This is a genomic window from Pseudoxanthobacter sp. (assembly GCF_036822375.1).
Lineage (GTDB): Bacteria > Pseudomonadota > Alphaproteobacteria > Rhizobiales > Segnochrobactraceae > Pseudoxanthobacter.
In genome coordinates this window covers 1-26,937 of sequence record NZ_DAISHT010000011.1, presented here as the reverse complement: position 1 = coordinate 26,937, position 26,937 = coordinate 1, and the positions used below count along the sequence as shown (strand labels likewise).

Sequence of the window (26,937 nt, the reverse complement as noted above, 5' to 3'; positions counted from 1 at the left end):
GGGAACTGAGGTGGCTGACATGGATTATCGCGAGGTGGGCTACGCCCCCTATGACTTCGCCAACCGCCGGCATATCGGCCCCTCGCCGCGCGAGATGGACGGCATGCTGGAGGCGATCGGCGCCGACAGCCTCGATGCCCTCATCGACCGCATCGTTCCCGCCGATCTGCGCCAGACCCGGCCGCTCGGCTGGGGCAAGGCGCTGTCGGAGCAGGGCGTTCTGCAGCGCCTGCGCGAAGTTGCCGCCCACAACACGGTCATGGTCAGCCTGATCGGACAGGGCTATTACGGCACCGTCACGCCGCCGGTCATCCAGCGCAACATCTTCGAGAACCCGGCCTGGTACACCGCCTACACGCCCTACCAGCCGGAAATCAGTCAGGGCCGCCTTGAGGCGCTGCTGAATTATCAGACCATGGTGGCCGATCTCACGGGCCTCGACGTTGCCAATGCCTCGCTGCTCGACGAGGGCACCGCGGCGGCGGAGGCCATGGCGCTGTGCCGGCGGGCCTCGAAATCGAAGGCCGGCGCCTTCTTCGTCGATCACCACTGCCACCCGCAGACCATTGCCGTCATCGCCACCCGGGCCGAACCGCTGGGCTTTGAGGTGATCGTGGGCGATCCCTTCGCCGATCTCGATCCGGCGGCGGTGTTCGGCGCCATCGTGCAATATCCGGGCACTTACGGCCATGTGAACGATTTCACCGCCGTCATCGCCGCACTGCACGGCGCCGGCGCGCTGGCCTGCGTGGCCGCCGATCCGCTGGCGCTGACGCTGCTGAAGCCGCCCGGCGAGATGGGCGCCGATATTGCCGTCGGCTCCACCCAGCGTTTCGGCGTGCCGGTCGGCTACGGCGGGCCGCATGCCGCCTACATGGCGGTGCGCGAGGCCCTGACCCGCTCCATGCCGGGCCGCATCGTGGGCGTTTCGGTCGATGCCCGCGGCAACCGCGCCTACCGGCTGTCGCTTCAGACCCGCGAGCAGCACATCCGCCGCGAGAAGGCGACCTCCAATGTGTGCACCGCGCAGGCGCTGCTGGCGGTGATGGCCTCCATGTATGGCGTCTTCCACGGGCCGGACGGGCTGCGGGCCATTGCCGAGCGCATCCACCGCAAGCTCGTTCGGCTGGTCAGAGGGCTGGAAACGCTGGGCTTCGCCGTGGAGCCGGCCGCCTTCTTCGATACCGTGACGGTGGAGTGCGGCCCGCGCCGCGACGATATCCTGCAGGCCGCGGAGCGCGCCGGCATCAACCTGCGGCGGGTGGGGGAAACGCGCATCGGCATTTCCTATGACGAGCGCACCCGGCGCTCCCACACCGAGGCGATCTGGCAGGCCTTCGGCGGCGGCATGAGCGACGACGACCTCGTCCATGCCTACCGCCTGCCGGCGGACCTGCTGCGCACCTCTGCCTTCATGACGCATCCGGTGTTCCACATGAACCGGGCGGAAGCGGAAATGACGCGCTATATGCGCCGGCTCGCCGACCGCGACCTTGCCCTTGACCGCGCCATGATCCCGCTCGGCTCCTGCACCATGAAGCTCAATGCCACAGCGGAGATGATGGCGCTGAGCTGGCCGGAATTTGCCGACATCCACCCCTTTGCTCCCCCGGCGCAGGCAGAGGGCTATGCCGGGCTCATCACCGATCTGGAAGCCAAGCTGTGCCAGATCACCGGCTACGATGCCTTTTCCATGCAGCCCAATTCGGGCGCGCAGGGCGAATATGCCGGCCTCATCACCATCCGCGCCTATCATGCCGCCCGCGGCGAGGGCCACCGCAACGTCTGCCTGATCCCGACCTCCGCCCACGGCACCAACCCGGCCTCCGCTCAGATGGCCGGCATGAAGGTGGTGGTGGTCGGCGTGGCAGAGAACGGCGACATCGACCTCGCCGATTTCCGCCGCAAGGCAGAACAGCATTCGGCCAGTCTGGCCGCCTGCATGATCACCTATCCCTCGACCCATGGCGTGTTCGAGACGACGGTGCGCGAGATCGCCGCCATCACCCACGCGCACGGCGGACAGGTCTATATCGATGGCGCCAACATGAACGCCATGGTCGGTCTGGTGCGTCCGGGCGACATCGGCGGCGATGTCAGCCACCTCAATCTGCACAAGACTTTCGCCATTCCCCACGGCGGCGGCGGGCCGGGCATGGGGCCGATCGGCGTGAAGGCCCATCTGGCACCGCACCTGCCGGGCAACCCGGCGGCGGGCGAGGCGGCGGTTTCGTCAGCCCCCTACGGCTCGGCCTCGATCCTGCTGATCAGCTGGGCCTACTGCCTGCTGATGGGCGGAGAAGGGCTGACGCAGGCCACCCGGGTGGCCATCCTCAACGCCAACTACATTGCACAGCGGCTGAAAGGCGCCTACCCGATCCTCTACAGCTCCGCCGAAGGCTTCGTCGCGCACGAGTGCATCCTCGACACGCGGGTGCTGAAGGAGAGTGCCGGGGTCAGCGTCGACGATGTCGCCAAGCGGCTGATGGATTGCGGCTTCCATGCCCCGACCATGAGCTGGCCGGTGCCGGGAACGCTGATGGTGGAGCCGACCGAGAGCGAGCCGCGCGCCGAACTCGACCGCTTCATCGCCGCCATGCTCGGCATCGCCGCCGAGGCGCAGGCCATCGCCGAGGGCCGGCTCGACGCCGAGGACAACCCGCTGAAGCGCGCGCCCCACACCGTGGAAGATCTGGTGGGCGACTGGAACCGGCCCTACGACCGCGAGGCCGCCTGCTTCCCGGCCGGCGCCTTCCGCGTCGACAAATACTGGCCGCCGGTCAACCGCATCGACAACGTGTGGGGCGACCGCAACCTGATGTGCACCTGCCCGCCGGTGGAAAGCTACGCCGGGGCGACGGACTGAGGCCGCCGGCCCGGCGGTGCGGCGGTGCGGCGGAAGGCTCAAGCCCTCCGGCCTCCGCCGGGTTATGGTGTACAAACAGGCGCGGCACACCGGCCTCGGGGCGCCGCCGCACCGCGGCGCCGGCCGGCGGCGGCTCCCCTGCCCCCGCCGGTGCGCCCCGCGATCTTCCGGCTGCACTTCAGATGCACGATGGCCGGGGCGGCCCGCCCGATCGGCCGCAGCGGCAAGCCAGACCTCCGCCAGACAGACCTCCGTTGGCCAGGCCTCCGATGGCAGCGGTATCCCCTCGCCCGGCTGCGGAGTGAGGTGCTGCGGCCGCACCGGACCGGCCGGCGTTTCCGCCCTGCGGCAGGCGCCCGTCGGCCGGCGCCGCGACGACGGCTATACCGGCCGGTGAGCGGCTCCGTCCTGAGCGGCTCCGTCCGCCATGGACGTTGCACTGCGTCATTGCCGCGCGGTGCCGCGACGACGCCGCGCCGGGCGTCACCGCCCGCAGGCGAACAGCGCCTTCAGCACCGGGCCGATGCCGGCGAGCGCGAAGCTCTCGTCATGGGCCTTGCCGTCGACCGTGTAGCTGAAAGTGATTTTTCGGGCACTCGTCAGTTCTTCGGCCAGCCCCGGCCCGGCGGAGGCGGCGACGCTGGCCGTTCGCCAGTCGAAGCCGTTGTCGTCCGGCATCAGCGGCAGAACGGCTTCCCGCGCCGCGGCCGTGCGGCCGTCGAACCGGATCCTCACCGGGATCGGGCCGGCCGCAGCGGCACTGCCGGCACCGGAAAAACCATACCGGAAAGAATTCCCGGGCGCTGAATAGGCCAGAAACAGGCCCGTCTCGGAGGCCGTCAGCACCATGGCCGCACAGTGGCTGAGCTGGCTGCCCTGCACATCGCGGGTGTAGCGGGTCAGCTCCCAGCGACCGATGCGGACGGGCGGAGCTGCATAAAGACCGCTCTCCGTCTTCCCGGCCACGGGCGCATCGGTCCCGGCCTCACACGCCGGCACGGCGGCGACAAGGCCTGCGCCCAGCGCGGCGGCGACGACGGCGGCACGAACAGACGTCTTCCCCATGGCAGCCCCCTTGTGCCACATCCCGCCCCGGCCCGCGCCACCCGCCGGCCGGGCCGGGTCTTTTATCTCCGCCGGGCGGCGGATCCGCCCGGCAGACCGGTGGCACCGGCCTGCCGGGGCATCCGCCGCCGGGGCCTCAGCCCTTATATTCGTAGAGCAGCCGCGCCCGGATGGTGCCATGCAGGGCGCGGATATCCTCCAGCACGCGATCGGTGTCGGCAGTGCCGGTGTCGGTATCGAACACGACATAGCCGACATCGGCGCGCGTCTCGTAATATTGCGCGGCGATATTGACGCCGTTGCGTGCCAGAACCTCGTTGAGGCGGCCGAGCATGCCCGGCAGGTTGCGCTGCACCTGAATGAAGCGCGTGCCCTGCTGGCGCGTCGGCAACTGCACCTGCGGGAAGTTGACCGCGCCCATGGTGGAACCGGTGTCGCTGTATTCCACCAGCTTGCGCGCAACCTCGGAGCCGATGCGCTCCTGCGCCTCTTCCGTCGCCCCGCCGATGTGCGGCGTCAGAATGACGTTGTCCAGCCCCTGCAGGGGCGAGACGAACCGCTCGCCATTGGCCTTGGGCTCGACGGGGAACACATCGACGGCCGCACCGCGCAGCTTGCCGTCGCGCACCGCGTCGGCAAGGGCCTCAAGATCGACCACCGTGCCGCGGCTGTTGTTGATGAGGTAGGCATCCTGCTTCATGGCCGCGATTTCCGCGCGGCCGATCATGCCGTGGGTGGCCGGCGTCTCCGGCACATGCAGCGTCACGATGTCGGCGGTTTCCAGAAGCGCCTGCAGGTTCGGCATCGGCTCGGCATTGCCCTGCCGCAGCTTGTCGGTCTGATCGTAGAAGATCACCCGCATGCCCATGGCCTCGGCCAGAATGGAAAGCTGCGAGCCGATATTGCCGTAGCCGACGATGCCGAGCGTTCTGCCCCGCACTTCGTGGCTGAAGGCGGCCGACTTCTCCCACCGCCCGGCGTGGGCGCCGGTCGAGCGGGCCGGAACGCGCCGCAGCAGCATGACGATTTCGCCGATCACCAGTTCGGCCACGCTGCGCGTGTTGGAGAACGGCGCATTGAAGACCGGAATGCCATACTGGCCGCAGGCGTCGATATCGACCTGATTGGTGCCGACGCTGAAGCAGCCGATGGCGATCAGGCGATCGGCCGCTTCCAGCACGCGGGGCGTGATGTGGGTGCGGGAGCGGATGCCCAGAATGTGGGTTCCGCGGATCGCCTCGCAGAGGGCGTCTTCGTCCAGCGCCTTGGTGAGGCGGGTGACGTTGGTGTAGCCCTCGGCGGCCATCAGCGCCACGGCGCTGTCATTGATGCCTTCGAGAAGCAGCACGCGGATCTTGTCCTTGGCCAGAGACAGATGCGGCATGAGAGATTGGCTGGCGGACACGACGGCAGAGTCCTTCGGCGTTGTTGCAGGCAGTGCGCAACCCCGCCGCCGGGCGGGGCTCCGCCCGGTCAGGCCCGGCAGACACCAACATCGGCCGGGGGCGCGTTGCGCAGGCGGACCTTAGCCACTTGGCCGCCGGAGTCCAGACCATCCCTGCCCTGAGGATTGCATCCGCCGGAGGGCCGTCATGCCCGCGCACGACAGCAGTGCAGCGGCGGCGGCGCGCACACCGCCCGGTCCCGGCCGGTCGGGCCGTCACCGGTCAACGGCCCTGCGCCGCCCGCCATTCGGAAGGCGCCATGCCGCTCCAGCGCCGGAAACTGCGCACGAACGCGCTGTGGGTTGCATAGGAGAGGGCGGCCGAAATGTCGCCCACGGGCAGTTCGGTCAGTCGCAGCAGTTCCGAGGCCATGACGAAGCGCACCGCGTCGCGCTCCCGCGCAAAGGACGTGTCCTCCCGGGCAAGGCAGCGGCCGAGGGTGCGTGCGGTCATGTGCAGGCGGCGGGCGGCAGCCGCCAGCGACGTATCGCCGAGACTGAGGGACGGCCGCAGAACATGGCGAAGGCGCGCCGTGGCGGACTGTCCGGCAAGCCCCAGACGGACCGGAAGCGCGGCCAGAAGCTCATCCCGGCGCGCCGGATCGGGCGCAACAGTCGGGGCGCTCAGGTCGGCGCGCCGCACCAGAACGCACGTCTGGGGCTGATTGAACCGCACCTCCGTTCCCAGCAGGCCCGCAAAGACCGCCGGGTTCGGCGGCCGCCGGATGGAGAAATGCGCCTCCAGCGGCGCCACCGCATCGCCGGTGAGACTGCGGATCATGTTTGCGCCCGCCCCCATGGCGAGCCCGTAGACCTGATCGGTCCCCGGCGCCTGCCGGTCATAGATGCCGAAGCCAAGGGCCACGCACTCGCCCATCGGCACCAGATAGGAGCATGCCGCCTGAGAATGCCCGCCCTGCAGGGCCACATAATCGGCCAGAGCCTGCCCCAGCGTCGGCGCCGCCGCCATCAGCTCGCCAACCGTGCCGAGGCAGCGGTGATCGTTGCGCACGCCGACCCGCACGCCCAGTTCCGGCTGCCCGGCAAGCCGCCCCGCCCGCTCCAGCAGCACCAGCGCCTGTGCGAAGGGAACCCGTGCGCCGGCGACGAGATCGTGCGGACCGAAACCCAGCCCTTCGAACACCGGCCCGGGATCGATGCCAAGGTCTTCGAGAACGGCGGGCAGGGCCGCCGCCGGGCTGACCCGCTGCAGGGCATCGTCGGTGGGCGGTTTCATGGGCGATCGCTGGCGAGAAATGGCAAACACGCGCACCACTAGCACGCTTATGGTCGTCCTCAAACGATGACCGGTGCCGGCGGGTCATACGCCGGCCGGGCTACGCGTCCGCACACCGGAAACGCCGGAAGAACCTCTGTCTGAGGATGCCCTTAAATGTCTGACACGTCTGTCGAAGGCGGCATTTCCCGCCGCACCTTTCTGGCCACGGCGGCGGCCGGCACGCTGGCGGCCGCGCTGCCCGGCACCGCGCAGGCGGCGGGCCTGACCGCTCATGAGGCCCGCCAGATCGCCATCGATGCCTACATCTACGGCTATTCGCTGGTCACGACCGACATCACCCGCCTGCAGATGAGCAACGTGGCGGAGGTCGGGCAGCTGAGCGCGCCGCTCGGCGCCTTCTTCAATATCCGCGGCTACCCGCCGGCAACCTATCGCGGGGTTTCGGCCACCAACGCCGACACGCTCTATTCCATGGCGTGGCTCGACCTCAAGGAGCCGATGGTCTTCAGCCACCCGGAAATCCGCGATCGCTTCTTCAATTTCGAGCTGGTCGACCTGTGGATGGTCGTCAGGCACAGCGTCGGCACCAACACCACCGGCCCCGCGGCGGCAACCTATCTTTTCACCGGCCCGGGCTGGCAGGGCGAAGTGCCCGCCGGCATGATCCACATCGCCTATCCGACCCGCTATCTGGGCGTGCTCGGCCGGACCTACGCCCTCGACACGCCGGCGGATCTGGCCATCGTCCACAAGCTGCAGGATCAGTATCGGATCGTGCCGCTTTCCGCCTACGGACGGGATTTCACCTTCGTCGCCCCGCCGGTGGCCGATGCCGGCATTGCGATGCACGAAGCGCCGCAGAAGGTCATTCTCGGGCTGGGGCTGGAAGGCTATTTCAACTGGATGACGCGGCTCATCCCCGCGGCTGCCAGACCGGCCCCGGAAGATGCGCCGATGCTGGCGCGGATGGCGAAAATCGGCCTCGTTCCCGGCCAGCCCTTCGCCCTTTCGAAGCTCGATCCGGCCGTGCAGGCGGCGCTGAAGGACATTCCGCAGGTCGTCACCGATCAGCTCAACGAGAAATGGGCCAATCTGGGCAAGAACAGAAACGGCTGGCGGGTGACCGCGACCGGCGCGATCTACGGCACCGATTACCTGACCCGCGCCACATGGGCTTCCAACGGCTGGCCGTCGCAGCAGCCGCAGGTCTCCGTCTATCCGACGACCTATGTCGACGGCTCCGGCGCCAGGCTCGACGGCCGGAACGGCTACACCCTCACGTTCCCGAAGGGCGGCATGCCGCCGGTCAACGAGCAGGCGTTCTGGTCGATCACCATGTACCAGATCGACAACGGCCTGTGGTTCTATCCGAACCCGCTCAACCGGCTGACGCTGAGCACGCGCAACACGTTCGTCTATAACGACGACGGCTCGCTGACGCTCTATTTCCAGCATGAATCGCCCGGCGCGGACAAGGAAGCCAACTGGCTGCCGGCCCCGGCCGCACCGTTTGCGATGACCATGCGGCTCTACTGGCCGAACCGCACCCCGCCCTCCATCCTCGACGGCACCTGGGCGCCGCCGCCGGTGGTCAGGGTCTGATGACAGGGCCCGGCCGGCGCCGCTGCCCGCCGTTGGGCGGGGGCTGCGGCCGGCCGGGCCTTGCCCGTCAGGCCAGGTAACCCTTCTCCGTCAGCCAGCGCACCACGTCTTCCGCCAGTTCCTCCGGCGGCCGCACGCCGCCCTCAAGGCGCAGTTCCGGGTTCTCCGGCGGCTCGTAGGGGCTGTCGATGCCGGTGAAGTTCTTGATCTCGCCGCGCCGCGCCCGGGCATAAAGCCCCTTCACGTCGCGCGCCTCGGCCACGGCCAGCGGCGTGTCGACGAAGATCTCCACGAACTCGCCCGGCTCCAGCAGCTCGCGCGCCAGCCGCCGCTCAGCCCGGAACGGCGAGATGAACGACACCAGCACGATCAGGCCGGCATCGACGAACAGCTTCGCCGCCTCCGCCACGCGGCGGATGTTCTCCACCCGGTCGGCCTCGGTGAAGCCAAGGTCGCGGTTGAGGCCATGGCGCACGTTGTCGCCGTCGAGCAGGTAGGTGTGGCGCGTCAGCCCGGCGAGCTTCTTCTCCACCAGATTGGCAATGGTCGACTTGCCCGCCCCGGAAAGGCCGGTAAACCACAGCACGACCGGCTTCTGCTGCTTCATCGCCGCCCGCGAGGCCTTGCTGATTTCCAGCGCCTGCCAGTGCACGTTCGTCGCGCGCCGCAGGCCGAAATCGATCATGCCGGCGCCGACCGTGCGGTTCGTCATCCGGTCGATGACGATGAAGGCACCTGTCGCCGCCAGTTCCCGGAACGGATCGAAGGCAACCGGGTCCTGCGTGGCGAAATTGGCGACCGCCACCTCGTTCAGGTTCAGTTGCTTGGCGGCCAGTTTCTGGAACGTGTTGACGTCGATCTTGTGCTTGATCTCCGTCACCGAGGCGCCGACCGTGCGGGTGCCGATCTTGAGGAAATAAGGCCGGCCGGGCAGCAGCGGGGCCTCGTCCATCCAGATCAGGTGGGCGGCGAACTGGTCGGCCACCTGCGGCCGGCTTGCGGCCGCAGCGATGATATCCCCGCGGGAGATATCGACCTCGTCTTCCAGCGTCAGCGTCACCGCCTGCCCGGCGCGTGCCTCGTCGAGATTGCCGTCCCGGGTGACGATGGCCCGGACCCGCGTGGTGCGGCCGGACGAGGCCACCGCCACCGCATCGCCCGGCTTCACCCGGCCGCCGGCAATGGTGCCGGAAAAGCCGCGGAAATCGAGGTTCGGCCGGTTGACCCACTGCACGGGAAAGCGGAACGGCGCGGCGGCCGCGCGGTCTTCCACCGCAACGCTTTCCAGATGCTCCACCAGCGTCGGGCCGTCATACCACGGCGTATTGGCGCTCTTTTCCAGCACGTTGTCGCCGAAGCGGGCCGAAAGCGGCACGGCGACGAGCGTTTCAAAACCGAGGTCGGCCGCAAACGCGCGGTATTCGTCGACGATGCGCCCGAACACCTCCTGCGAGAAGCCGACCAGATCGATCTTGTTGACCGCCAGCACCACATGGCGGATGCCGACCAGCGACACGATGAACGAGTGCCGCCGCGTCTGTGTCAGGATGCCCTGCCGCGCATCGACGAGGATAACCGCCAGATCGGAGTTGGACGCCCCCGTCGCCATGTTGCGGGTATATTGTTCGTGACCGGGCGTATCGGCCACGATGAACTTGCGCTTCTCCGTGGCGAAGAAGCGATAGGCAACGTCGATGGTGATGCCCTGCTCGCGCTCGGCCGCCAGCCCGTCGACCAGCAGGGCGAAGTCAAGGTCGTCGCCGGTGGTGCCGTGCTTGCGGGAATCGCTGGAGAGCGTTGCCAGCTGATCCTCGAACAGCAGCTTGGTATCGTAGAGCAGGCGCCCGATCAGGGTCGACTTGCCATCGTCCACGCTGCCGCAGGTGAGGAAACGCAGCAGGCCCTTGTTCTCGTGGCGGTCGAGATAGGCGAGAAAGTTCTCGTCGGTCACGGCGGCATCCATCAGAAATACCCCTCGCGCTTCTTCTTTTCCATCGAGGCGGCCTCGTCGTGGTCGATCAGGCGGCCGGACCGCTCGGAGGTGCGCGCGATCAGCATTTCGCGCACGATGGCCTCCAGCGTGTCGGCTTCGCTGTCGATGGCGGCCGTCAGCGGGTAGCAGCCGAGCGTGCGGAAGCGGATCATGCGCTCTTCCGGCACCTCGCCGGGCTGCAGCGGCAGGCGCGCATCGTCGACCATGATCATCTGACCGCCGCGCCAGACGACCGGCCGCTTCCGGGCAAAATACAGCGGCACGATGGGAATGTTCTCGGCCAGAATATATTGCCAGATGTCGAGCTCGGTCCAGTTCGACAACGGAAAGACGCGGATCGATTCACCCGGCTTGACCCGGGCATTGTAGAGGTTCCACAGTTCCGGCCGCTGGTTCTTGGGGTCCCAGCCGTGATTTTCCGTGCGGAACGAGAACACGCGCTCCTTGGCGCGGCTTTTTTCCTCGTCACGCCGCGCACCGCCGAAGGCCGCGTCGAACCCGTATTTGGTCAGCGCTTCTTTCAGCGCCTCGGTCTTCATGATGTTGGTGTAGAGCGAGGAGCCGTGATCGAACGGATTGATGCCCTGCGCCAGACCGGCCTGATTGGTGTGCACGATCAGGTCGAAGCCCAGTTCCTTCGCCATGCGGTCGCGGAAGGCGATCATCTCGCGGAACTTCCACGTCGTGTCGATGTGCATCAGCGGAAAGGGCGGCCGCGAGGGATAGAACGCCTTCACCGCAAGGTGCAGCATCACCGCCGAGTCCTTGCCGATGGAATAGAGCATCACCGGATTGCGGAACTCGGCCGCGACCTCCCGGATGATGAAGATCGATTCCGCTTCAAGACGCTTGAGATGCGTCAGCCGATCGGTCGACATGCTCTGGACACCTCTTGAGGCCGGCTTCCCTGGCCCGTGCGGGCTTGTGCGGCCGATTGCGGGCGCTCTCGCCCGAACGCAGAAAAGGGGACGGGCCGCACCTCAGCCGAACGCCGCCGCAATCAGGCTGCGGTCGCCGAAAGCGACGAAATGCGGGTTCGCGTAAGGCGCATCGTGGGCCTGAACGCGCTTGCCATAGACGAACGGGGCACCGTCGAAAGTGGTGACCAGCCCGCCGGCCGCGCGCAGCACCGCATCGCCGGCCGCCGTATCCCATTCCATGGTGCGGCCGATGCGCGGATAGATATCGGCGCGCCCTTCGGCCACCAGACAGAACTTGAGCGACGACCCGGCCGCCACGAACGAAGAGATGCGGAAGCGCTTCAGCCAGTCGCCGGTCTCCGCTGCCCCGTGGGAGCGGCTGCCGATGGCCGCGAGCCCCTCCGCCGGTGCCGCGCGCACGGCAACCGGAACCGGCGCGCCGACGGCCCGGCCGGTAACCGTCGCCCGGATCGCAAGCGGCGCCGCGCCCAGCGTGGTGCCCGCATAAAGCACGCCCAGCGCCGGCGCATGAACCACGCCCAGCACCGGCACGCCGTCGCGGATGAGCGCGATGTTGACCGTGAACTCGCCGTTGCGGGACAGGAATTCTCTGGTGCCGTCCAGCGGATCGACGAGGAAGAACAGCCCGTCCGTCGGCGGAATGCGGCCGGCGGCGCATTCCTCTTCCGCCACCACGGGAATATCGGGAAAAAGGCGCGCCAGCCCGGCCAGAATCACGGCTTCGGCACGGGCATCCGCCTCGGTTACCGGTGAGGCATCGGCCTTCACCTTCACGGCGCAGTCGGTGCAGTAGAGTGCGAGGATGGCCTCGCCGGCTTCCACCGCCAGTGCCATCAGCTCGGGCAGCCGCGCGGCCTCGGGTGCAGTCGTCGTCATCGTGGGCAGAAACCTCCCCGGAACCGGCCTTTTGCCGATCCAAACACCCGCCGCGACCGGCTGCAGCAGGAATGTCTTTCCCCGCGCCCCGGCTTTCAAGTCTCTAAGCCAACACCGCAGCGGATAGAAGCAACATATTACCCCTGAACCGGCAAAACCGGGTACCGAATTGCGCAAATTGCCCTCAGATCGGGGCACGGCAGAAACGCAATGCGGCGCCGCCCCGGCAAAGGGGGGCGGCGCCGCAGATTCCGGCCGGCCGGAGCCGATTTTTGTGCGCCGGGACCGGGCCGCAGGCGCGGTTCAGGCTGCCGGGCCGGCCTGCGCCTTGGCCTCGCGGCGCCGGGCGTGCAGCACGAACTCGGTGTAGCCGTTGGGCTGCTCGGTGCCGAGGAACACCAGATCGTGCGCGGCCCGGAAGGCCGGGCCGTCGAAGGCCGGCGCCATGGGCGTGTAGAGCGGGTCGCCGGCATTCTGCCGGTCGACGACCGCCGCCATGCGGCGCAGCGTCTCTTCCACCTGCGCGGCCGTCACGATGCCATGACGCAGCCAGTTGGCGACGTGCTGGGAGGAAATGCGCAGCGTCGCCCGGTCCTCCATCAGGCCGATATCGTGGATATCGGGGATCTTGGAACAGCCCACGCCCTGATCGACCCAGCGCACGACGTAGCCGAGCAGGCCCTGCAGGTTGTTATCGAGTTCTTCCTGAACGTCCGCCGGCGCGAAATTGGAGCTGGCCAGCGGCAGGGTCAGGATATCCGACAGCAGCGCCGGCGCCCGGCCGGCGATTTCCGCCTGCCGCGCCCGCACGTCCACCGCATGATAATGGGTGGCATGCAGCGTCGCCGCCGTCGGCGAGGGCACCCACGCGGTGGAAGCGCCGGCGCGCGGATGACCGATCTTGGTCTTCAGCATCTCCGCCATCAGGTCGGGGGCCGCCCACATGCCCTTGCCGATCTGCGCCTTGCCGGGCAGGCCGCAGGCCAGACCGACATCGACATTGTTGCGCTCGTAGGCATCGATCCACTTCGTGGCCTTCATGTCGTTCTTGCGCACGACCGGTCCGGCCTCCATCGCGGTATGGATCTCGTCGCCGGTGCGGTCGAGGAAGCCGGTGTTGATGAACACCACGCGGTCGGCCGCCGCCGCGATGCAGGCGGCGAGGTTGACGGTGGTGCGGCGCTCCTCGTCCATGATGCCGAGCTTCAGCGTGAAGCGCGGCAGGCCGACGAGGTCTTCCACACGGGCGAACAGCTCGCTGGTCAGCGCAACCTCGTCGGGGCCGTGCATCTTCGGCTTGACGATGTAGACCGAGCCGGTGCGGCTGTTGCGGTGCCGGCTGTTGCCCTTCAGGTCGTGGGAGGCGATCAGCGCCGTAACGGCCGCATCGAGAATGCCTTCCGGCACCTCGCGGCCCTCGCCGTCCAGCAGCGCATCGGTGAACATGTGGTGGCCGACATTGCGCACCAGCATCAGCGAACGGCCCGGCAGCGTCAGCGTGCCGCCATCGGGCGCGGTATAGACGCGGTCGGCGCTGAGGGCGCGGGTTTCGGTGTGGCCGCCCTTCTCGAAGGTCGCCTCAAGATCGCCCTTCATCAGGCCGAGCCAGTTGCGATAGACGACGATCTTGTCTTCCGCATCGACGGCGGCGACCGAGTCTTCCAGATCGATGATGGTGGTCAGCGCCGCTTCAAGCAGCACATCGGACACGCCCGAAGGCCGGTCGCGGCCGATGCGGCTTTGGCGATCGATGACGATCTCGATGTGCAGGCCGTTGTTGACCAGCAGCACCGCGGACGGTGCCTCCGCCGCGCCGCGATAGCCGGCAAACTGGGTCGCATCCTTCAGGCCGGTCGTCGTGCCGCCGCCAAGCGCGGCGACCAGCGCCCCGCCGGCAACGGTATAGGCGGTCACATCGGCATGGCTGCCGCCGGCAAGCGGCGCCGCCTCGTCCAGAAAGCCGCTGGCCCGGGCGATGACGCGGGCTCCGCGCGCCGGGTCATAACCCTTCTTGGCCGGCCCTTCCGCGGGAATGGCGTCGGTGCCGTAGAGCGCATCGTAGAAGCTGCCCCAGCGGGCGTTCGCCGCATTGAGCGCATAGCGGGCGTTGGAAGCCGGCACGACGAGCTGCGGGCCGGACAGCACCGCAATCTCGGCATCGACATTCTGCGTGCGGATGGCGAACGGGGCCGGCGCCGGCTTCAGATAGCCGATGGCGGTGAGAAAAGCCTCGTAGGCGGCCTGATCGGCCGGCACGCCGGGCGCGGCACGGTGCCAGGCATCGATGCGGGCCTGCATGCCGTCGCGCTCCGCCAGCGCCGCGCGCACGCGGGGGGCCAGATCCTTCACGATGGCCGACACGCCCGCCCAGAACGCACCCGCCTCAAGCCCGGTGCCGGGCAGCACCTCGCCGGCCACGAACGCGGCCAGTTCCCGATCGATCGTCAGCCCCTCGGCGGCAACCGTTTCCATGGTCTTCCTTGCTCCAGACTTTCTCGACGTGAGCCCGTTTTTCGACCCGTGCGGGCGCGGCAGGCCGCGATTGTGCCCCACGCATCGTCCTGCTGACATGGTGATAAGGCGAATCCGCCCTGCGCAGAACACCACGAACCGCGGCAGGATTATTTCCATTCCGGAAAAAGTCGCCACGCGACTTTCGCCGCACAGCGCGGTTGCGGGCGCGGCCGGCCGCCCGCCGCCTCATCCGTGTGCATCCGCACGACGCGAGTGCCTCTCAGTCGTGCAGAGATTTGACCATTTGGTCTAAATTAGACCGTCCGGTTGGACGAGGCCTGCGCGGAAGACAATAACATATTGATTTTGTTGTATTTATAGAACTGGCACGGGCTATGCTTTGACTTGAGTCAAGAAGCAGCCCCGCACGCGGCGCTGCCGCAAGCATTGCGATCTTTCAGAAGGGATGTGCCGTGAGCGACCGCCTGAACATCGGTGTCTTCATTCCTATCGGCAACAACGGCTGGCTGATTTCGGAAGCCGCGCCGCAATACAAGCCCTCCTTCGATCTCAACAAGGAAATCGTGCTGAAGGCCGAGGCGCACGGGCTCGATTTCGCACTGTCGATGATCAAGCTGCGCGGCTTCGGCGGCAAGACCGAATTCTGGGACTATAACCTGGAATCCCTGACGCTCATGGCCGGCCTTGCCGCGGTGACGAAGCGCATCAAGCTGTTCGGCACCGCCGCCACCCTCACCCTGCCGCCGGCCATCGTGGCGCGCATGGTCTCGACCATCGATTCCATTTCCCACGGCCGCTTCGGCCTCAATCTCGTCACCGGCTGGCAGCGGCCGGAATATTCGCAGATGGGGCTGTGGCCGGGCGACGACTATTTTGCCCGCCGCTACGCATTCCTCGACGAATATGCCCACATCCTGCGCGAGCTGTGGGCGACCGGCCGGTCCGACTTCAAGGGCGAGTTCTTCCAGATGGAAGACTGCCACATGAAGCCCGTGCCCTCCCGCAACATCGAGGTCATCTGCGCCGGTCAGTCCGATGCCGGCATGGCGTTCACCGCCAAATGGGCGGACTACAACTTCATTTTCGGCAAGGGCGTCAACACGCCGACCGCCTTCGCCCCGACCGCCGCCCGCCTGCAGACGCACACCGAGAAGACCGGCCGCGATGTGTCGTCCTATGTGCTGTTCATGGTCATCGCCGACGAGACGGACGAGGCCGCCTTTGCCAAGTGGGAAAGCTACAAGGCCGGCGCCGACCGCGAGGCGCTGGCGTGGCTGACCGAGCAGAGCAACGCCGACACCAGGTCCGGCACCGACACCAACGTGCGCCACATGTCGGACCCGACCTCGGCCGTGAACCTCAACATGGCGACGATTGTCGGCTCTTATGAGAGCGTGGCGAAAATGCTGGACGAGGTGGCGACCGTGCCCGGCACCGGCGGCGTGCTGCTGACCTTCGACGACTTCCTCAAGGGCGTCGACGATTTCGGCACCCGCATCCAGCCGCTGATGAAATCGCGCCGCCATGTGGCGGAGAGCCTGAAGGAGATCGCATGATGCTGGGCGAAGAACAGACCGTCGCCGGCTATGCCGCCGCCGGCAGCGGCGGCGAGGCCCTCGTGCTGCCGGCCCGCCCGGAGCCGCTGCGGCTCGATCCGAAGGCGACGGCGGTCATCGTCGTCGACATGCAGAATGCCTATGCCAGCAAGGGCGGCTATCTCGATCTCGCCGGCTTCGACATTTCCGGCGCGGCGGCGACCATCGACCGGATCGCGACCGTGGTGGAGGCGGCCCGCGCCGCCGGCCTGCCGGTCATCTTCTTCCAGAACGGCTGGGACAAGGACTATCGCGAGGCCGGCGGGCCGGGCTCGCCCAATTTCTACAAGTCCAATGCCCTGAAGAAGATGCGCAAGAGCCCCGAGCTGGCCGGCACCATGCTTGCCAAGGGCACCTGGGATTACGACCTCGTTGACGCCCTGAAGCCGCAGCCGGGCGATTATGTCATCCCCAAGCCGCGCTACAGCGCCTTCTTCAACACCAACCTCGACACTTATCTGCGCGCCCGCGGCATCCGCAATCTGGTGTTTACCGGCATTGCCACCAACGTCTGCGTTGAATCGACCCTGCGCGACGGCTTCCATCTGGAATATTTCTGCGTCGCACTGGAAGACGCCACCCATCAGGCCGGCCCGGAATTCGCGCAGAAGGCCGCGCTCTATAACATCGAAACCTTCTTCGGCTGGGTTTCGACCGTGGCCGACTTCTGCGGCACCATCGGCCAGCAGCCGCCCGCCAATCCCTGATTGTTCCGAGAGGAGCCCTTCCATGCCCTTCACGCCGATCATTCCCGCCGGCTCCGGCAAGCCGCTGGCGCCCTATTCGCCCGGTGCGCTGGCCGATGGCATCGTCTATGTCGCCGGCACCCTCGCCTTCGACAAGGACAACAACGTCGTCCACGTCGGCGATGCCGAGGCCCAGACCCGTCATGTGCTGGAAACCATCAAATCGGTCATCGAGGCCGCCGGCGGCACCATGGCGGATGTCACCTTCAACGCCATCTTCATCACCGACTGGGCCAACTACGGCGCCGTCAACAAGGCCTATGCCGACTATTTCCCCGGCGACAAGCCGGCGCGCTACTGCATCCAGTGCGGTCTGGTGAAGCCCGATGCGCTGGTGGAAATCGCCACCACCGCCCACGTCGGCAAGAAGTGATGCCGCAGCGCGCCCCGGCCTCCGGTCCGGGGCGTCGCCGGCCGAAAGCAGTCTTCCCGAGAGCAGCCTTCTCATGAAATACGATGTCTTCGGCCGCGAGAACGCAGCGGCCGGCACGGTCGTGCTGTCCGGCGGTCTCGGCGGCACCTTTGGTTTCTGGCGGCCGCAGATCCCGGCCCTTGCCGCCTGCTACCGGGTGATTGCCTACGATCACCGCGGCACCGGCGCCAATGCCGGCCCGCTGCCGCCGGATTATTCCATTGCCGCCATGGCGCAGGATGTCGCCGATATCCTCGACGAGGCCGGCATCGCCGGCTGCCACTTCGTCGGCCACGCGCTGGGCGGGCTCGTCGGGCTGGAACTGGCGCTGGCCCGGCCGCAGGCGGTCCGTTCGCTGGTGCTGGTCAATGCGTGGGGCCGCACCGAGGCACACTCGAAGCGCTGCTTTGCCGCCCGCAAGGCCCTGCTCCTCAACACCGGCGTTGAAGCCTATGTGAAGGCGCAGCCGCTCTTTCTCTACCCGGCCGCGTGGATGAGCGAAAATGCGGCCCGCATCGAGGCCGACGATGCCCACGGCATCGCGCATTTTCAGGGCACCGACACGCTGCTGAAGCGCATCGCCGCGCTGGAGGCCTTCGACCTCACCGCCCGCCTCGGCGAGATCGCCGCGCCCGCGCTGGTGATGGCGACCCGCGACGACATTCTGGTTCCGTGGACGGCCTCGCAACATCTCGCCGCCGGCCTTCCCGCCGGCCGGCTCGATCTGTGGCCCGAGGGCGGCCACGGCTTCTCCGCCGTGCTGCCGGAGGCCTTCAATGCGGCCGTGCTGCGGTTCCTGTCCGCGCACGGGCCCGCGCGGGCCTGACGGCGCGCGCCCGCACTCCAGAGGAGGTTAATCATGACGATCACGGCCCGGCCGGATGACCTCAGCCTTTCCGCCGCCCCGGTCTGTGCGCCGCCGGCCGTGGACAAGGCGGCGTTTCGCGAAGCGATGGCCGCGCTCGGTGCCGCGGTTTCCATCATCACCACCGACGGCCCGGGCGGGCAGGCCGGCTTCACCGCCTCGGCGGTGTGCAGCGTCACCGACACGCCGCCGACGCTGCTGGTGTGCATCAACCGTTCGGCCTCGGCCTATTGTGCCTTTGCCGACAACGGCGTGATGTGCGTCAACACGCTGTCCCACGATCAGGAGGCGCTGTCGAACCTGTTCGGCGGCCGCACGCCGATGGCCGGACGCTTCGCCGCCGCGCAGTGGAACCGGCTCGTCACCGGCGCACCGGTGCTGGAGGGCGCGGCCGTGTCGTTCGACTGCCGGGTGACGCAATCTGTCGATGTCGGCACCCACCGCGTGCTGTTCGGCGCCGTGGAGGCCATCCGTCACGGCGCGGCGGCCGGCGGCCTCATCTATTTCGACCGCCGCTATCACGCCCTGCCCCGCCGCGCCTGACCGGCCCCGCCGCCGTCCGCGTCGCCCCGCCCGGCAGATGGCGCCGGCGGGGCGAGGCCATCGCTCGTCAGCGCTCGCCGCGGCGATAGGGCACCATCAGCGCCTGCGGCACCCGCGCGCGGCGCGACATGGCCAGCAGCGCCACGATCGACATCAGGTAGGGGATCATCAGGAACACCTGATAGGGCACCGCCTTGCCGAGAATGTGCTGCAGACGCAACTGATAGGCATCGAACAGCGCAAACAGGATGGCGCCGACGAGCGCCCGCGACGGCTTCCACGAGGCGAACACCACCAGCGCGATGCACACCCAGCCCCGGCCCTGCACCATGGTCGGGAAGAACGAGTTGAAGGCCGACAGTGTGAGGAACGAGCCGCCGAGCCCCATCAGCGCGCTGCCGGCCACGACGGCGCCGATGCGCACGCGGACCGGATTGATGCCCTGCGCCTCGGCCGCATGCGGATTTTCGCCGACGATGCGCACCGCCAGCCCCAGCGGCGTGCGCGCCAGCCCGTAGGCCGTCAGCGCGATCAGCGCCAGCGCCAGCCAGGTCGGCGCCGTCTGGCGGAAGAAGGCCTCGCCGAAGAACGGCAGGTCGGAGAGAAGCGGAATCTGCACCGGCTGGAACGGCGTCACCGTCGGCGGCGTGCCGGAAACCGGCACGGCGAGGCGGAAGATGTAATAGGCAAGCGAGGAGGCAAAGAGCGTGATGCCGAGGCCCGTGACATGCTGCGACAGGCCGAGCGGCACCGTCATGGCCGCGTGAAGCAGGCCGAAGGCCGCTCCGCCGGCCGCCGCCGCCAGCAGCCCCACCCACAGATCGGCGCCCTGAAACACCGTCAGCCAGCCGATCATGGCGCCGAACGTCATGATGCCCTCAATGCCGAGATTGAGCACGCCCGCGCGCTCGCACAGCAAGGCACCGAGGGTGCCGAACATCAGCGGCGTGGCGATGCGCAGCACCGCCGCCCACAGACCGGCGGAAGCGAAGATATCGAGCGCGTCCAGCATCAGCGGCGGATCCGGTAGGAGGTGAACAGCAGCGCCACGAGCATTGTCAGCAGCGACAGCGAAACCGTGACATCGGCGATGAAGCTCGGCACGCCCAGCGCCCGGCTCATGCCATCGGCCCCGACGAACATGGTGGCGACGAACAGCGCCGCCACGATGACCCCGGCCGGATGCAGCCCGGCCAGCATGGCCACCACGATGCCGGTGTAACCGAAGCCGGGCGAAAGATCGGTGGTGACGTAGCGCTTCACGCCGATCACCTCGATCACGCCGGCAAGCCCGGCAAGGCCGCCGGAAAGGCAGGCGACCCGCACCAGCACCCCGCGGATGGAAACGCCCGCAAACGCCGCCGCCGGGGGATTGAGGCCGGCGGCGCGGCTCTCCATGCCGAAGCGGGTGCGCGCCTGCACGAACCAGATGGCGAGCGCCGCGGCGATGGCAATGAGCAGGCCGACGTGCAGCCGCGAGCGCGCCAGCAGCTTGGGCAGCGTCGCATCGGCCACCACCGCCGCCGACTGCGGCCAGCCGAACGCCAGCGGATCGCGCAGCGGCCCTTCGATCATCATCGAGACGAACAGCAGGGCGACGAAATTCAGCAGCAGCGTCGTCACCACCTCGTCGACGCCGAACCGCAGCCGCATGCCGAGCGGCACCAGCAGAAAAACCATGCCGGCCATGGCACCGGCCGCCATCAGCACGGGGATCAGCGCAAAACCCGGCAGGGCGAGGCCGGCCTGCGAGCCCAGCGCGGCCGCCGTCAGCGCGCCGACATAGAACTGTCCCTCCGCACCGATGTTCCACAGCTTCGCCCGGAAGGCGACCGCGGCGGCAAGGCCGGTCAGGATCAGCGGCACGGTGCGCGTCAGCGTCTCGGTCACCGAGAGCCTTGAGCCGAAAGCCCCGATGACGAGGCGTTTGTAGGCCTCCAGAACCGGGGCGCCGGCCAGCGCAATCAGGATGCCGGTCAGCGCCAGCGCAACGACGACGGCGAGGATGGGGGCGGAGACGGCCAGCACCAGCGGCACCTCCGCGCGGCGTTCGAGGCGCATCAGGCGGCTTCCTCCCAGACACCGGCCATCATCAGGCCGAGACGACGCGGATCGGCCGCTTCCACGGCAATGGCCGGCGAAAGCCGGCCCTTGACGATCGCCTGCACGCGATCGGCCAGTTGCAGGATCTCGTCGAGATCCTCGGAAATCAGCAGAATCCCGGCGCCGGCCCGCCGGGCGGCCAGAATTTCTTCATGGACGGCGGCAACCGCGCCCTCGTCGAGACCGCGGGTGGGCTGCGAGGCGATCAGAATGCGCGGCACGTCCATCAGGTTGCGGCCCAGAATGAGCTTCTGCATGTTGCCGCCGGAAAGCAGGCGGATCGGGCTGTCGGGCCGGCCGCCGCGAACGTCGAAGCGGCGGATGATCGCCTGCGCGAAATCGCGTGCCGCCTGTCGCCGCACAAACGGCCCGGCGGCAAAGCGTGGCTCGCCCAGCCGCTCCAGCACGGCATTTTCCCACAGCGTCATCTCGCCCACGACGCCGTTGGCGTTGCGGTCCTCCGGCACGCGGCCGACGCCGGCGGCCACCAGCGCCCGCGGATCGGGCCGGGTGATGGTGCGATCCAGCATCGTCAGGCTGCCGGCAGAAGGCGCGGTCAGGCCGCACACCAGTTGCGTCAGCGCCGCCTGCCCGTTGCCGGAAACGCCAATGATGCCCAGCGTCTCGCCGGCATGAAGCGTAAAATCGAGCCCCGCGAGGCGGCGGCCGGCGCCGGTGCCGACATCGACCCCGCGCGCCGCGATCACCGGGGCGCCGGGCGCCTGCGGCTCGCGCTTCGGCCGGGCGACGCGGCGGCCGACCATCAGTTCGGCCAGTTCCTCTTTCGTGGTCGCCGCGGCACGGCGCTCGGCCACCACCCGCCCGCCGCGCAGCACCACCACGCGATCGGCCGCGCCCAGCACCTCGTGCAGCTTGTGGGAAATGAAAATCAGCGACAGGCCTTTGGCCGCCATGCCGCGCAGCGTCTCATAGAGCCGCCCGGCCTCCTGATGGGTCAGCACCGCCGTCGGCTCGTCGAGGATCAGCACCCGCGCATCGCGGTAGAGCGACTTCAGAATCTCCACCCGCTGCCGTTCGCCGACCGACAGGTCGCCCACCCGGGCATCGGGATCGATGGCAAGGCCGAACCGCTCGGAGAGCGCGCGCAGGCGCCCGCGCGCCGCGGCAAGATCGGACGAGACCTTCCACAGGCTCTCCGTGCCGGCCACGACATTTTCCACCACGGTGAGATTGCCGGCGAGGGCGAAGTGCTGGTGCACCATGCCGATGCCGGCGGCAATCGCCGCGCGCGGCCGGCCGGGCGGCAGTTCCGCGCCAAAGGCCACCACGCGGCCGGCATCGGCCGTGTAGTGACCGAACAGAATGTTCATCAGCGTGGTTTTGCCGGCGCCGTTCTCGCCCAGCAGCGCCAGCAGTTCGCCCGGATGCAGTTCCAGCGTGATGTCGTCGTTGGCGACCAGGCCGCCGAAGCGCTTGGTGATGTGCTCAAGACGCAGGACCGGATCAGCGGTCGCCGGTTCAGCCATCGGCAGGTTCCCTGTTCGGGCGCGGCCGCCCGTGCGGAAAAGGCAGCCGCGCAGGCCCGCCGGAAGCCGGGCCTGCGCGGACACGGACAGACTCAGACCGGCGCCGGCTTATTTCGGCTCGGTCTTGTCGATCGGAACCGTGAAGGTGCCGGCCTTGATGGCCGCGCGCTTCTCTTCCATCGCCTTCACGGCATCGGCCGGCACCATGTCGGCCGAGAACACGATGTCGTTGCCGCCCTTGGCCATGAAGGAATACTCGGAATAGTCGCGCCCGGTCGGCTTGCCGGCCTTCACGTCCTCGATGGCGGCCCGCAGAATCGGATCGAAATACCACATCGCGTTGGCGAACACCGTCTTGGGATAGAGCGGCGTGTAGTCCTTCAGCGAGCCGATGGCGAGCTTGCCCTTCTCCTTGGCGGCATCGGCGGTGCCGATGCGCTCGCCGAACAGGACATCGGCGCCGGCATCGATCTGCGCCAGGCCGGCCTCGCGCGCCTTCGGCGGATCGAAGAAGGTGCCGATGAAGCCGACGAGGAACTTCGCGTTCGGGTTGACCGACTTCACGCCCTCGCGGAAACCGTTGATGAGCAGGTTCACTTCCGGGATCGGGATGGCACCGACCGAGCCGAAGGTGTCAGTCTTGCTGACCGAGGCCGCCAGCATACCGGCGAGATAGGCCGCCTCGTGATTATAGGTGCCGAAGGTGCCGAAATTGTCGCCCGACGGCCCGCCGGAGGAGCCGAGCACGAAGGCGACATCGGGATAATCGGCGGCAACCTGACGGGCCTCGCTCTCCACCGCATAGGCTTCGCCGACGATCAGCTTGTTGCCCTGTTCGGCATATTCGCGCATGGCGCGGGCATAGTCGGTGCCCGACACGCCCTCGGAGAAAGTGTATTCGATCAGGCCGTCGGCCTGTGCCTTCAGCAGCGCCTCGTGCAGGCGCGAATTCCAGGCGTTTTCCACCGGCGAGGCATGGATGCCGGCCACCTTCAGCTTCTCGCCGGCCGCAAAGGCGCGCGGCAGCGAAAGCGTGAGCGCGCCCGCCGCGGAAGCGGCCAGCAGCGTGCGACGCGTGAGAGTCGTGGACATGAACCGATTTTCCCCGCTTGTTCCGGCGGCTGCCCGTCCGCGCCGCAGCGCGGCCCTGTCCGCCCCGCCCCGGCCCGCATGGCACCGCCCGGATTTGATCTTTCGGTAAAAGTGTGAACCCGTCCGCCGGTGGTCCGTCAAGCCGATTGAACAGGCGTCCTGCCGCAGGATTAGGCACCGACAGGGCCCCTTCCCGCCCGTCCCGCCTGCGTCGGCCTGCCTCCCTCCGGGGCCGTCGGCGCGTTTTCGTGCCCGGCCGCTCAAGCGAAAGCCATGCCAGCCGCGGCTTTGCCGGCGCGGCGAAGCGGCTCACCCGGCCGCCGCAGGCGGCGGCGGGTCCGCCCGCGGCAAAAGGCCCGCGAGCACGATGGCCTGTACAGCCGCCACCGCCTCTTCCAGAAAGGCATCGTCCTCCAGCCCGCGGCCGGTGATGGCGGCGATCTGCGGGGCGAAATCCGCATAGTGCTGCGTGGTGGCCCACAGGGCAAAGATCAGGTGGCAGGGATCGACCCGCGCCAGCCGCCCGTCGTCCATCCAGCGGCTGAGGATGGCCGCCTTCTCCAGGATCACGCCTTTTACGGAGCCTTCCAGCGCATTGCCCAGCAGCGGGGCGCCCTGCGCCATTTCCACGCAGAACAGCCGCGATTCGTCGGCGTTGGAACGCGAGAAGGCGATCTTGCGGCGAATATAGGCGGCCAGCGCCTGTTGCGGATCTTCATCTGCGGCGATCTCGCCCAGCGGATCGGACCATTTTTCCAGCAGTCTTTGCAGAAGAGCGATATAGATCGCCTCCTTGGAGGCGAAATAATAGAACAGATTTGTCTTCGAGACCCCGGCCTGACGCGCGATATCTTCCATTTTCGTGCCATGGAGGCCATGACGCGCGAACAGCACAAGCCCGGCATCGAGAATAACGGTCCGCCGGGCCGCGCTGCGCGCCTGCCGGCTGGCGGCCGCCGCCGGCGGCGGTTCGCCGGTGTCCCGGGCAGAGCGGCCCGCAGGCCGGCCCGCAGACGGCCGATGCCTGTTCTGGCTGCGCCCTGCGGCGCCGGCACCATTCTTCAAGCGCACCTCCCGAACCCGGCCGCCCCGCACCTGCGTGCGGCGCCGCCCCTGCAACGGCCCCGGATCGCCTGCGGGCGGCTGGCACCCGCAGAGGCGGCGACCCGCCGGGCCGCATGTTCGTCAACAATACATGATCCGCGCCGTTTTGCCGTGGAAAGCGCCATTTGTTTTCGCAATCTTGTTCTCTGCCGCCATTCGTGCGGTTATGCCGCAAGACCACGATCGGGGGCAGAGATGGCAATGGTGATGGATACGCCGGTGACGCGGACCGGAACACGCGCGCCGGGGCGGTTCTGCTTGCGCCTGCCCTGCGCCGGCAGCCTGCAGACGGTGCGGGTGCTGTTTGCGGTCCTGCTGCTGGCGCTGGGTCTTCTGCCGCTGCTTCCCGCGGGGACCGCCCCGGCTCTGGCGGCCGAGACCGCCGGCGCAGCCGCAAAGACCGCGCCGCCGGCCGCCGACACCGCCACTGCCGCCCCAGTGCCCGCCGATGTGCGTGAAATGATGCGGCTTCTGAACGAGCCGGACGTGCGGAGCTGGCTGACCACCACGCTTGGCACCGGCGACAAGGCCGCAGCCGGCGCCGCCTCCGCGGCCCCCGCTGCCGCATCCGTGCCGGGCAGCGACATGGCGGCACGCCTGTCAGACCGGCTGGGCATGCTGCGCAACCACGCCGAAGAGATCACCGCCGCCCTCGACAACTGGCCGAACGAGGCCGTGGCATGGACCCACCGGCTGCTGGCGCTGGCCGACATCGTGGGGCCGTTCCGCTTTGCCGCCACGCTGATCGTGCCGTTCCTGCTGGGTGCCGCGGTAGAAGCGCTGGCGCGGCTGCTGTTCGGCCGCACCCGCCTGCCGGCCACCGCGCTCGGCGGCGAGGCGGACCGCTGGATCGGCATGGGCCTGTGGCTGATGCGCCGCATCGGCGGGCTCATCGTGTTCAGCATCGCCGGCATCGCCACCTTCCTGCTGCTGGAACCGCCGCCGCTGCTGGAAGGCATCGCGGCGGCCTATTTCACCGCCGTCGTGATCGTGCGTCTGGCCAAGGTGGCGGTGGAACTGCTGCTGGCCCCGGGCGTTCAGGGCGATGGCAACGCAAACCGCATCATGCCGTTCAGCGACGAGGCCGCCGGCTTCTGGGCGCGGCGCATCACGCTGTTCATCGGCTGGTTCGCGTTCGGCTATGCCACGGTGGCCGGGCTTGCCGCCTCCATGTCGCTCGGCGCGCGCAAGCTCGATGCCTATGTTCTGGCGATCGGCCTCATCGTCATCGCCGCCGAGGCCATTATCCGCCGGCCGACGACGCCCGATGCCTCGCCGCTGCGCCGCCGCCTCGCCTCCGCCCTCGGCGTCACCATCGCCATCGCGCTGTGGTGCCTGTGGGTTGCCGGCATGTTCCCGATGTTCCTCACGCTGCTGATCCTGACGCTGCTGCCGTTCGCCATCACACTGGTCAACGCTGCCGTCGCCAACATCGCGCGCCGTTCCTCGCCCGACCGCACCATTCCGCTCGGGGTGATGGCCGTGTTCGTGGATCGCGGCATCCGCAGCGTCCTCATCATCGCTGCCATCGTGGGCATCGCCCACGCGTGGGGCATCGCGCTGGGCGATCTGTCGGATTCGGAATCCATCCTCACCCGCATCGCCCGCTCCACCATGAGCGCGATCATCATCTATCTGGGCGCCGACCTGATCTGGCAGCTTGCCACCGCCGCCATCGATTCGCGCCTCAAGGAGATTGAGACCGTTTCCGGCGACGAGGCGGCCGTGCGCCGCCAGCAGCGCCTGCAGACGCTGCTGCCGATCCTGCGCAACCTGCTGTTCATCGTGGTGATGGTCGTCGCCGTGCTGATGGAGCTGTCGGCCTTCGGCATCGACATCGCGCCCCTCATCGCCGGTGCCGGCGTGGTCGGCGTGGCGGTCGGCTTCGGCGCGCAGACGGTGGTCAAGGACATCATATCCGGCATGTTCTACCTGCTGGACGATGCCTTCCGCGTCGGCGAATACATCCAGAGCGGCAGCTACAAGGGCACGGTGGAGTCGTTCAGCCTGCGGTCCGTCAAGCTGCGCCACCACCGCGGGCCGGTCTACACGGTTCCCTTCGGCGTGCTGGGCGCGGTGCAGAACATGAGCCGCGACTGGGTGGTGGTGAAGCTCACCATGCGCGTTACCTATGACACCGATCTGGAAAAGGCCCGCAAGCTCATCAAGCGCATCGGTACCGACATGATGGCCGATCCGGAGCTTGGGCCAAGCTTCCTGGAGCCGCTGAAAATGCAGGGCGTGGAAGAATTTGACGAATACGGCATCAAGATCCGCGTGAAGATGATGGCGCGGCCGGGCGAGCAGTTCGTCATCCGCCGCAAGGCGCTGGCCAACATCAAGAAGGCGTTCGACGAGAACGGCATCGAGTTCGCCGTGCCGCGCGTGCAGGTCGCCGGCGGCGACGGCGAGGCCGAGGCCGCCGCGGCGCAGGCCACCCTCATCAGCCAGCAGGCAGCGGCCAGCCCCGCCGCCTGAGCCAATCCGG

General features: G+C 68.2%; 20 protein-coding genes. 8 read left to right on the top strand and 12 right to left on the bottom strand.

Going from position 1 to position 26,937, the window contains the following annotated elements; all coding sequences use genetic code 11:
- The first annotated feature begins 19 nt into the window (after positions 1-19).
- On the top strand, positions 20-2,866 hold the full coding sequence (gene gcvP, locus V7067_RS02590) for an aminomethyl-transferring glycine dehydrogenase (RefSeq protein ID WP_334174323.1): 2,847 nt from the start codon (positions 20-22) through the stop codon (positions 2,864-2,866).
- Positions 2,867-3,349: 483 nt separating this feature from the next.
- On the opposite strand, the gene V7067_RS02585 is transcribed toward gcvP, so the two are convergent.
- The 3 genes from V7067_RS02585 to V7067_RS02575 all read right to left on the bottom strand — a co-directional run bounded on the left by V7067_RS02585 (position 3,350) and on the right by V7067_RS02575 (position 6,612).
- Positions 3,350-3,931, bottom strand: coding sequence for a hypothetical protein (locus V7067_RS02585; RefSeq protein WP_334174310.1), 582 nt, complete (start codon positions 3,929-3,931; stop codon positions 3,350-3,352).
- Between the two features lie 136 nt (positions 3,932-4,067).
- On the bottom strand, positions 4,068-5,315 hold the full coding sequence (gene serA / locus V7067_RS02580; protein WP_334174309.1) for a phosphoglycerate dehydrogenase: 1,248 nt from the start codon (positions 5,313-5,315) through the stop codon (positions 4,068-4,070).
- Between the two features lie 283 nt (positions 5,316-5,598).
- Positions 5,599-6,612 carry an AraC family transcriptional regulator ligand-binding domain-containing protein gene (locus V7067_RS02575; RefSeq protein WP_334174308.1) on the bottom strand — a complete coding sequence of 338 codons (1,014 nt, stop codon included), beginning with the start codon at positions 6,610-6,612 and terminating at the stop codon, positions 5,599-5,601.
- A gap of 156 nt (positions 6,613-6,768) precedes the next feature.
- On the opposite strand from V7067_RS02575, the gene V7067_RS02570 reads away from it, so the two are divergent.
- Complete coding sequence (locus V7067_RS02570; RefSeq protein WP_334174307.1) at positions 6,769-8,217, top strand: DUF1214 domain-containing protein; 1,449 nt, start codon at positions 6,769-6,771, stop codon at positions 8,215-8,217.
- A 67-nt stretch (positions 8,218-8,284) separates the two neighbouring features.
- Here V7067_RS02570 and cysN read toward each other — a convergent pair whose 3' ends face one another.
- The 4 genes from cysN to V7067_RS02550 all read right to left on the bottom strand — a co-directional run bounded on the left by cysN (position 8,285) and on the right by V7067_RS02550 (position 14,499).
- Positions 8,285-10,180, bottom strand: a complete 1,896-nt coding sequence (cysN, locus tag V7067_RS02565) for a sulfate adenylyltransferase subunit CysN (protein WP_334174306.1) — start codon at positions 10,178-10,180, stop codon at positions 8,285-8,287.
- The gene (cysD, locus tag V7067_RS02560; protein WP_334174305.1) at positions 10,180-11,088 is read right to left on the bottom strand and encodes a sulfate adenylyltransferase subunit CysD; all 909 of its coding nucleotides are present in this window, start codon (positions 11,086-11,088) and stop codon (positions 10,180-10,182) included. The genes cysN and cysD overlap by 1 nt, the downstream gene beginning before the upstream one ends.
- A gap of 102 nt (positions 11,089-11,190) precedes the next feature.
- On the bottom strand, positions 11,191-12,027 hold the full coding sequence (cysQ, locus tag V7067_RS02555; RefSeq protein WP_334174304.1) for a 3'(2'),5'-bisphosphate nucleotidase CysQ: 837 nt from the start codon (positions 12,025-12,027) through the stop codon (positions 11,191-11,193).
- 303 nt (positions 12,028-12,330) lie between these two features.
- A complete protein-coding gene (locus V7067_RS02550; protein ID WP_334174303.1) occupies positions 12,331-14,499 on the bottom strand; it encodes a malate synthase G in 2,169 nt (722 codons plus the stop codon).
- A gap of 467 nt (positions 14,500-14,966) precedes the next feature.
- Between V7067_RS02550 and rutA the strand changes: the two genes are divergently transcribed.
- The 5 genes from rutA to rutF all read left to right on the top strand — a co-directional run bounded on the left by rutA (position 14,967) and on the right by rutF (position 18,663).
- Entirely contained in the window at positions 14,967-16,058 is a 1,092-nt protein-coding gene (gene rutA / locus V7067_RS02545; protein WP_334174322.1) for a pyrimidine utilization protein A, read from the top strand.
- Positions 16,055-16,804 carry a pyrimidine utilization protein B gene (gene rutB / locus V7067_RS02540; RefSeq protein ID WP_334174302.1) on the top strand — a complete coding sequence of 250 codons (750 nt, stop codon included), beginning with the start codon at positions 16,055-16,057 and terminating at the stop codon, positions 16,802-16,804. The genes rutA and rutB overlap by 4 nt, the downstream gene beginning before the upstream one ends.
- Before the next feature lie 22 nt (positions 16,805-16,826).
- Positions 16,827-17,216 (top strand): pyrimidine utilization protein C, encoded by a 390-nt coding sequence (gene rutC / locus V7067_RS02535; RefSeq protein WP_334174301.1) that lies wholly within the window; start codon positions 16,827-16,829, stop codon positions 17,214-17,216.
- A 73-nt stretch (positions 17,217-17,289) separates the two neighbouring features.
- Positions 17,290-18,081: a pyrimidine utilization protein D gene (gene rutD / locus V7067_RS02530; protein WP_334174300.1), complete on the top strand. Its 792-nt coding sequence runs from the start codon at positions 17,290-17,292 to the stop codon at positions 18,079-18,081.
- A gap of 33 nt (positions 18,082-18,114) precedes the next feature.
- Positions 18,115-18,663: an NADH-dependent FMN reductase RutF gene (rutF, locus tag V7067_RS02525; protein ID WP_334174299.1), complete on the top strand. Its 549-nt coding sequence runs from the start codon at positions 18,115-18,117 to the stop codon at positions 18,661-18,663.
- Between the two features lie 67 nt (positions 18,664-18,730).
- Here rutF and V7067_RS02520 read toward each other — a convergent pair whose 3' ends face one another.
- The 5 genes from V7067_RS02520 to rutR form a co-directional block, all read right to left on the bottom strand.
- Positions 18,731-19,675 carry an ABC transporter permease gene (locus tag V7067_RS02520; RefSeq protein ID WP_334174298.1) on the bottom strand — a complete coding sequence of 315 codons (945 nt, stop codon included), beginning with the start codon at positions 19,673-19,675 and terminating at the stop codon, positions 18,731-18,733.
- Positions 19,675-20,724, bottom strand: coding sequence for an ABC transporter permease (locus V7067_RS02515; RefSeq protein ID WP_334174297.1), 1,050 nt, complete (start codon positions 20,722-20,724; stop codon positions 19,675-19,677). Before V7067_RS02515 ends, V7067_RS02520 begins: the two co-directional genes overlap by 1 nt.
- Positions 20,724-22,253, bottom strand: a complete 1,530-nt coding sequence (locus V7067_RS02510; RefSeq protein WP_334174296.1) for an ABC transporter ATP-binding protein — start codon at positions 22,251-22,253, stop codon at positions 20,724-20,726. The genes V7067_RS02515 and V7067_RS02510 overlap by 1 nt, the downstream gene beginning before the upstream one ends.
- Before the next feature lie 108 nt (positions 22,254-22,361).
- Complete coding sequence (locus V7067_RS02505; protein ID WP_334174295.1) at positions 22,362-23,345, bottom strand: BMP family protein; 984 nt, start codon at positions 23,343-23,345, stop codon at positions 22,362-22,364.
- Between the two features lie 309 nt (positions 23,346-23,654).
- Positions 23,655-24,416, bottom strand: coding sequence for an HTH-type transcriptional regulator RutR (gene rutR, locus V7067_RS02500; protein WP_334174294.1), 762 nt, complete (start codon positions 24,414-24,416; stop codon positions 23,655-23,657).
- 234 nt (positions 24,417-24,650) lie between these two features.
- Here rutR and V7067_RS02495 point away from each other — a divergent pair, with 234 nt between their 5' ends.
- Positions 24,651-26,927 carry a mechanosensitive ion channel family protein gene (locus V7067_RS02495; protein WP_334174293.1) on the top strand — a complete coding sequence of 759 codons (2,277 nt, stop codon included), beginning with the start codon at positions 24,651-24,653 and terminating at the stop codon, positions 26,925-26,927.
- Positions 26,928-26,937 lie beyond the last annotated feature (10 nt).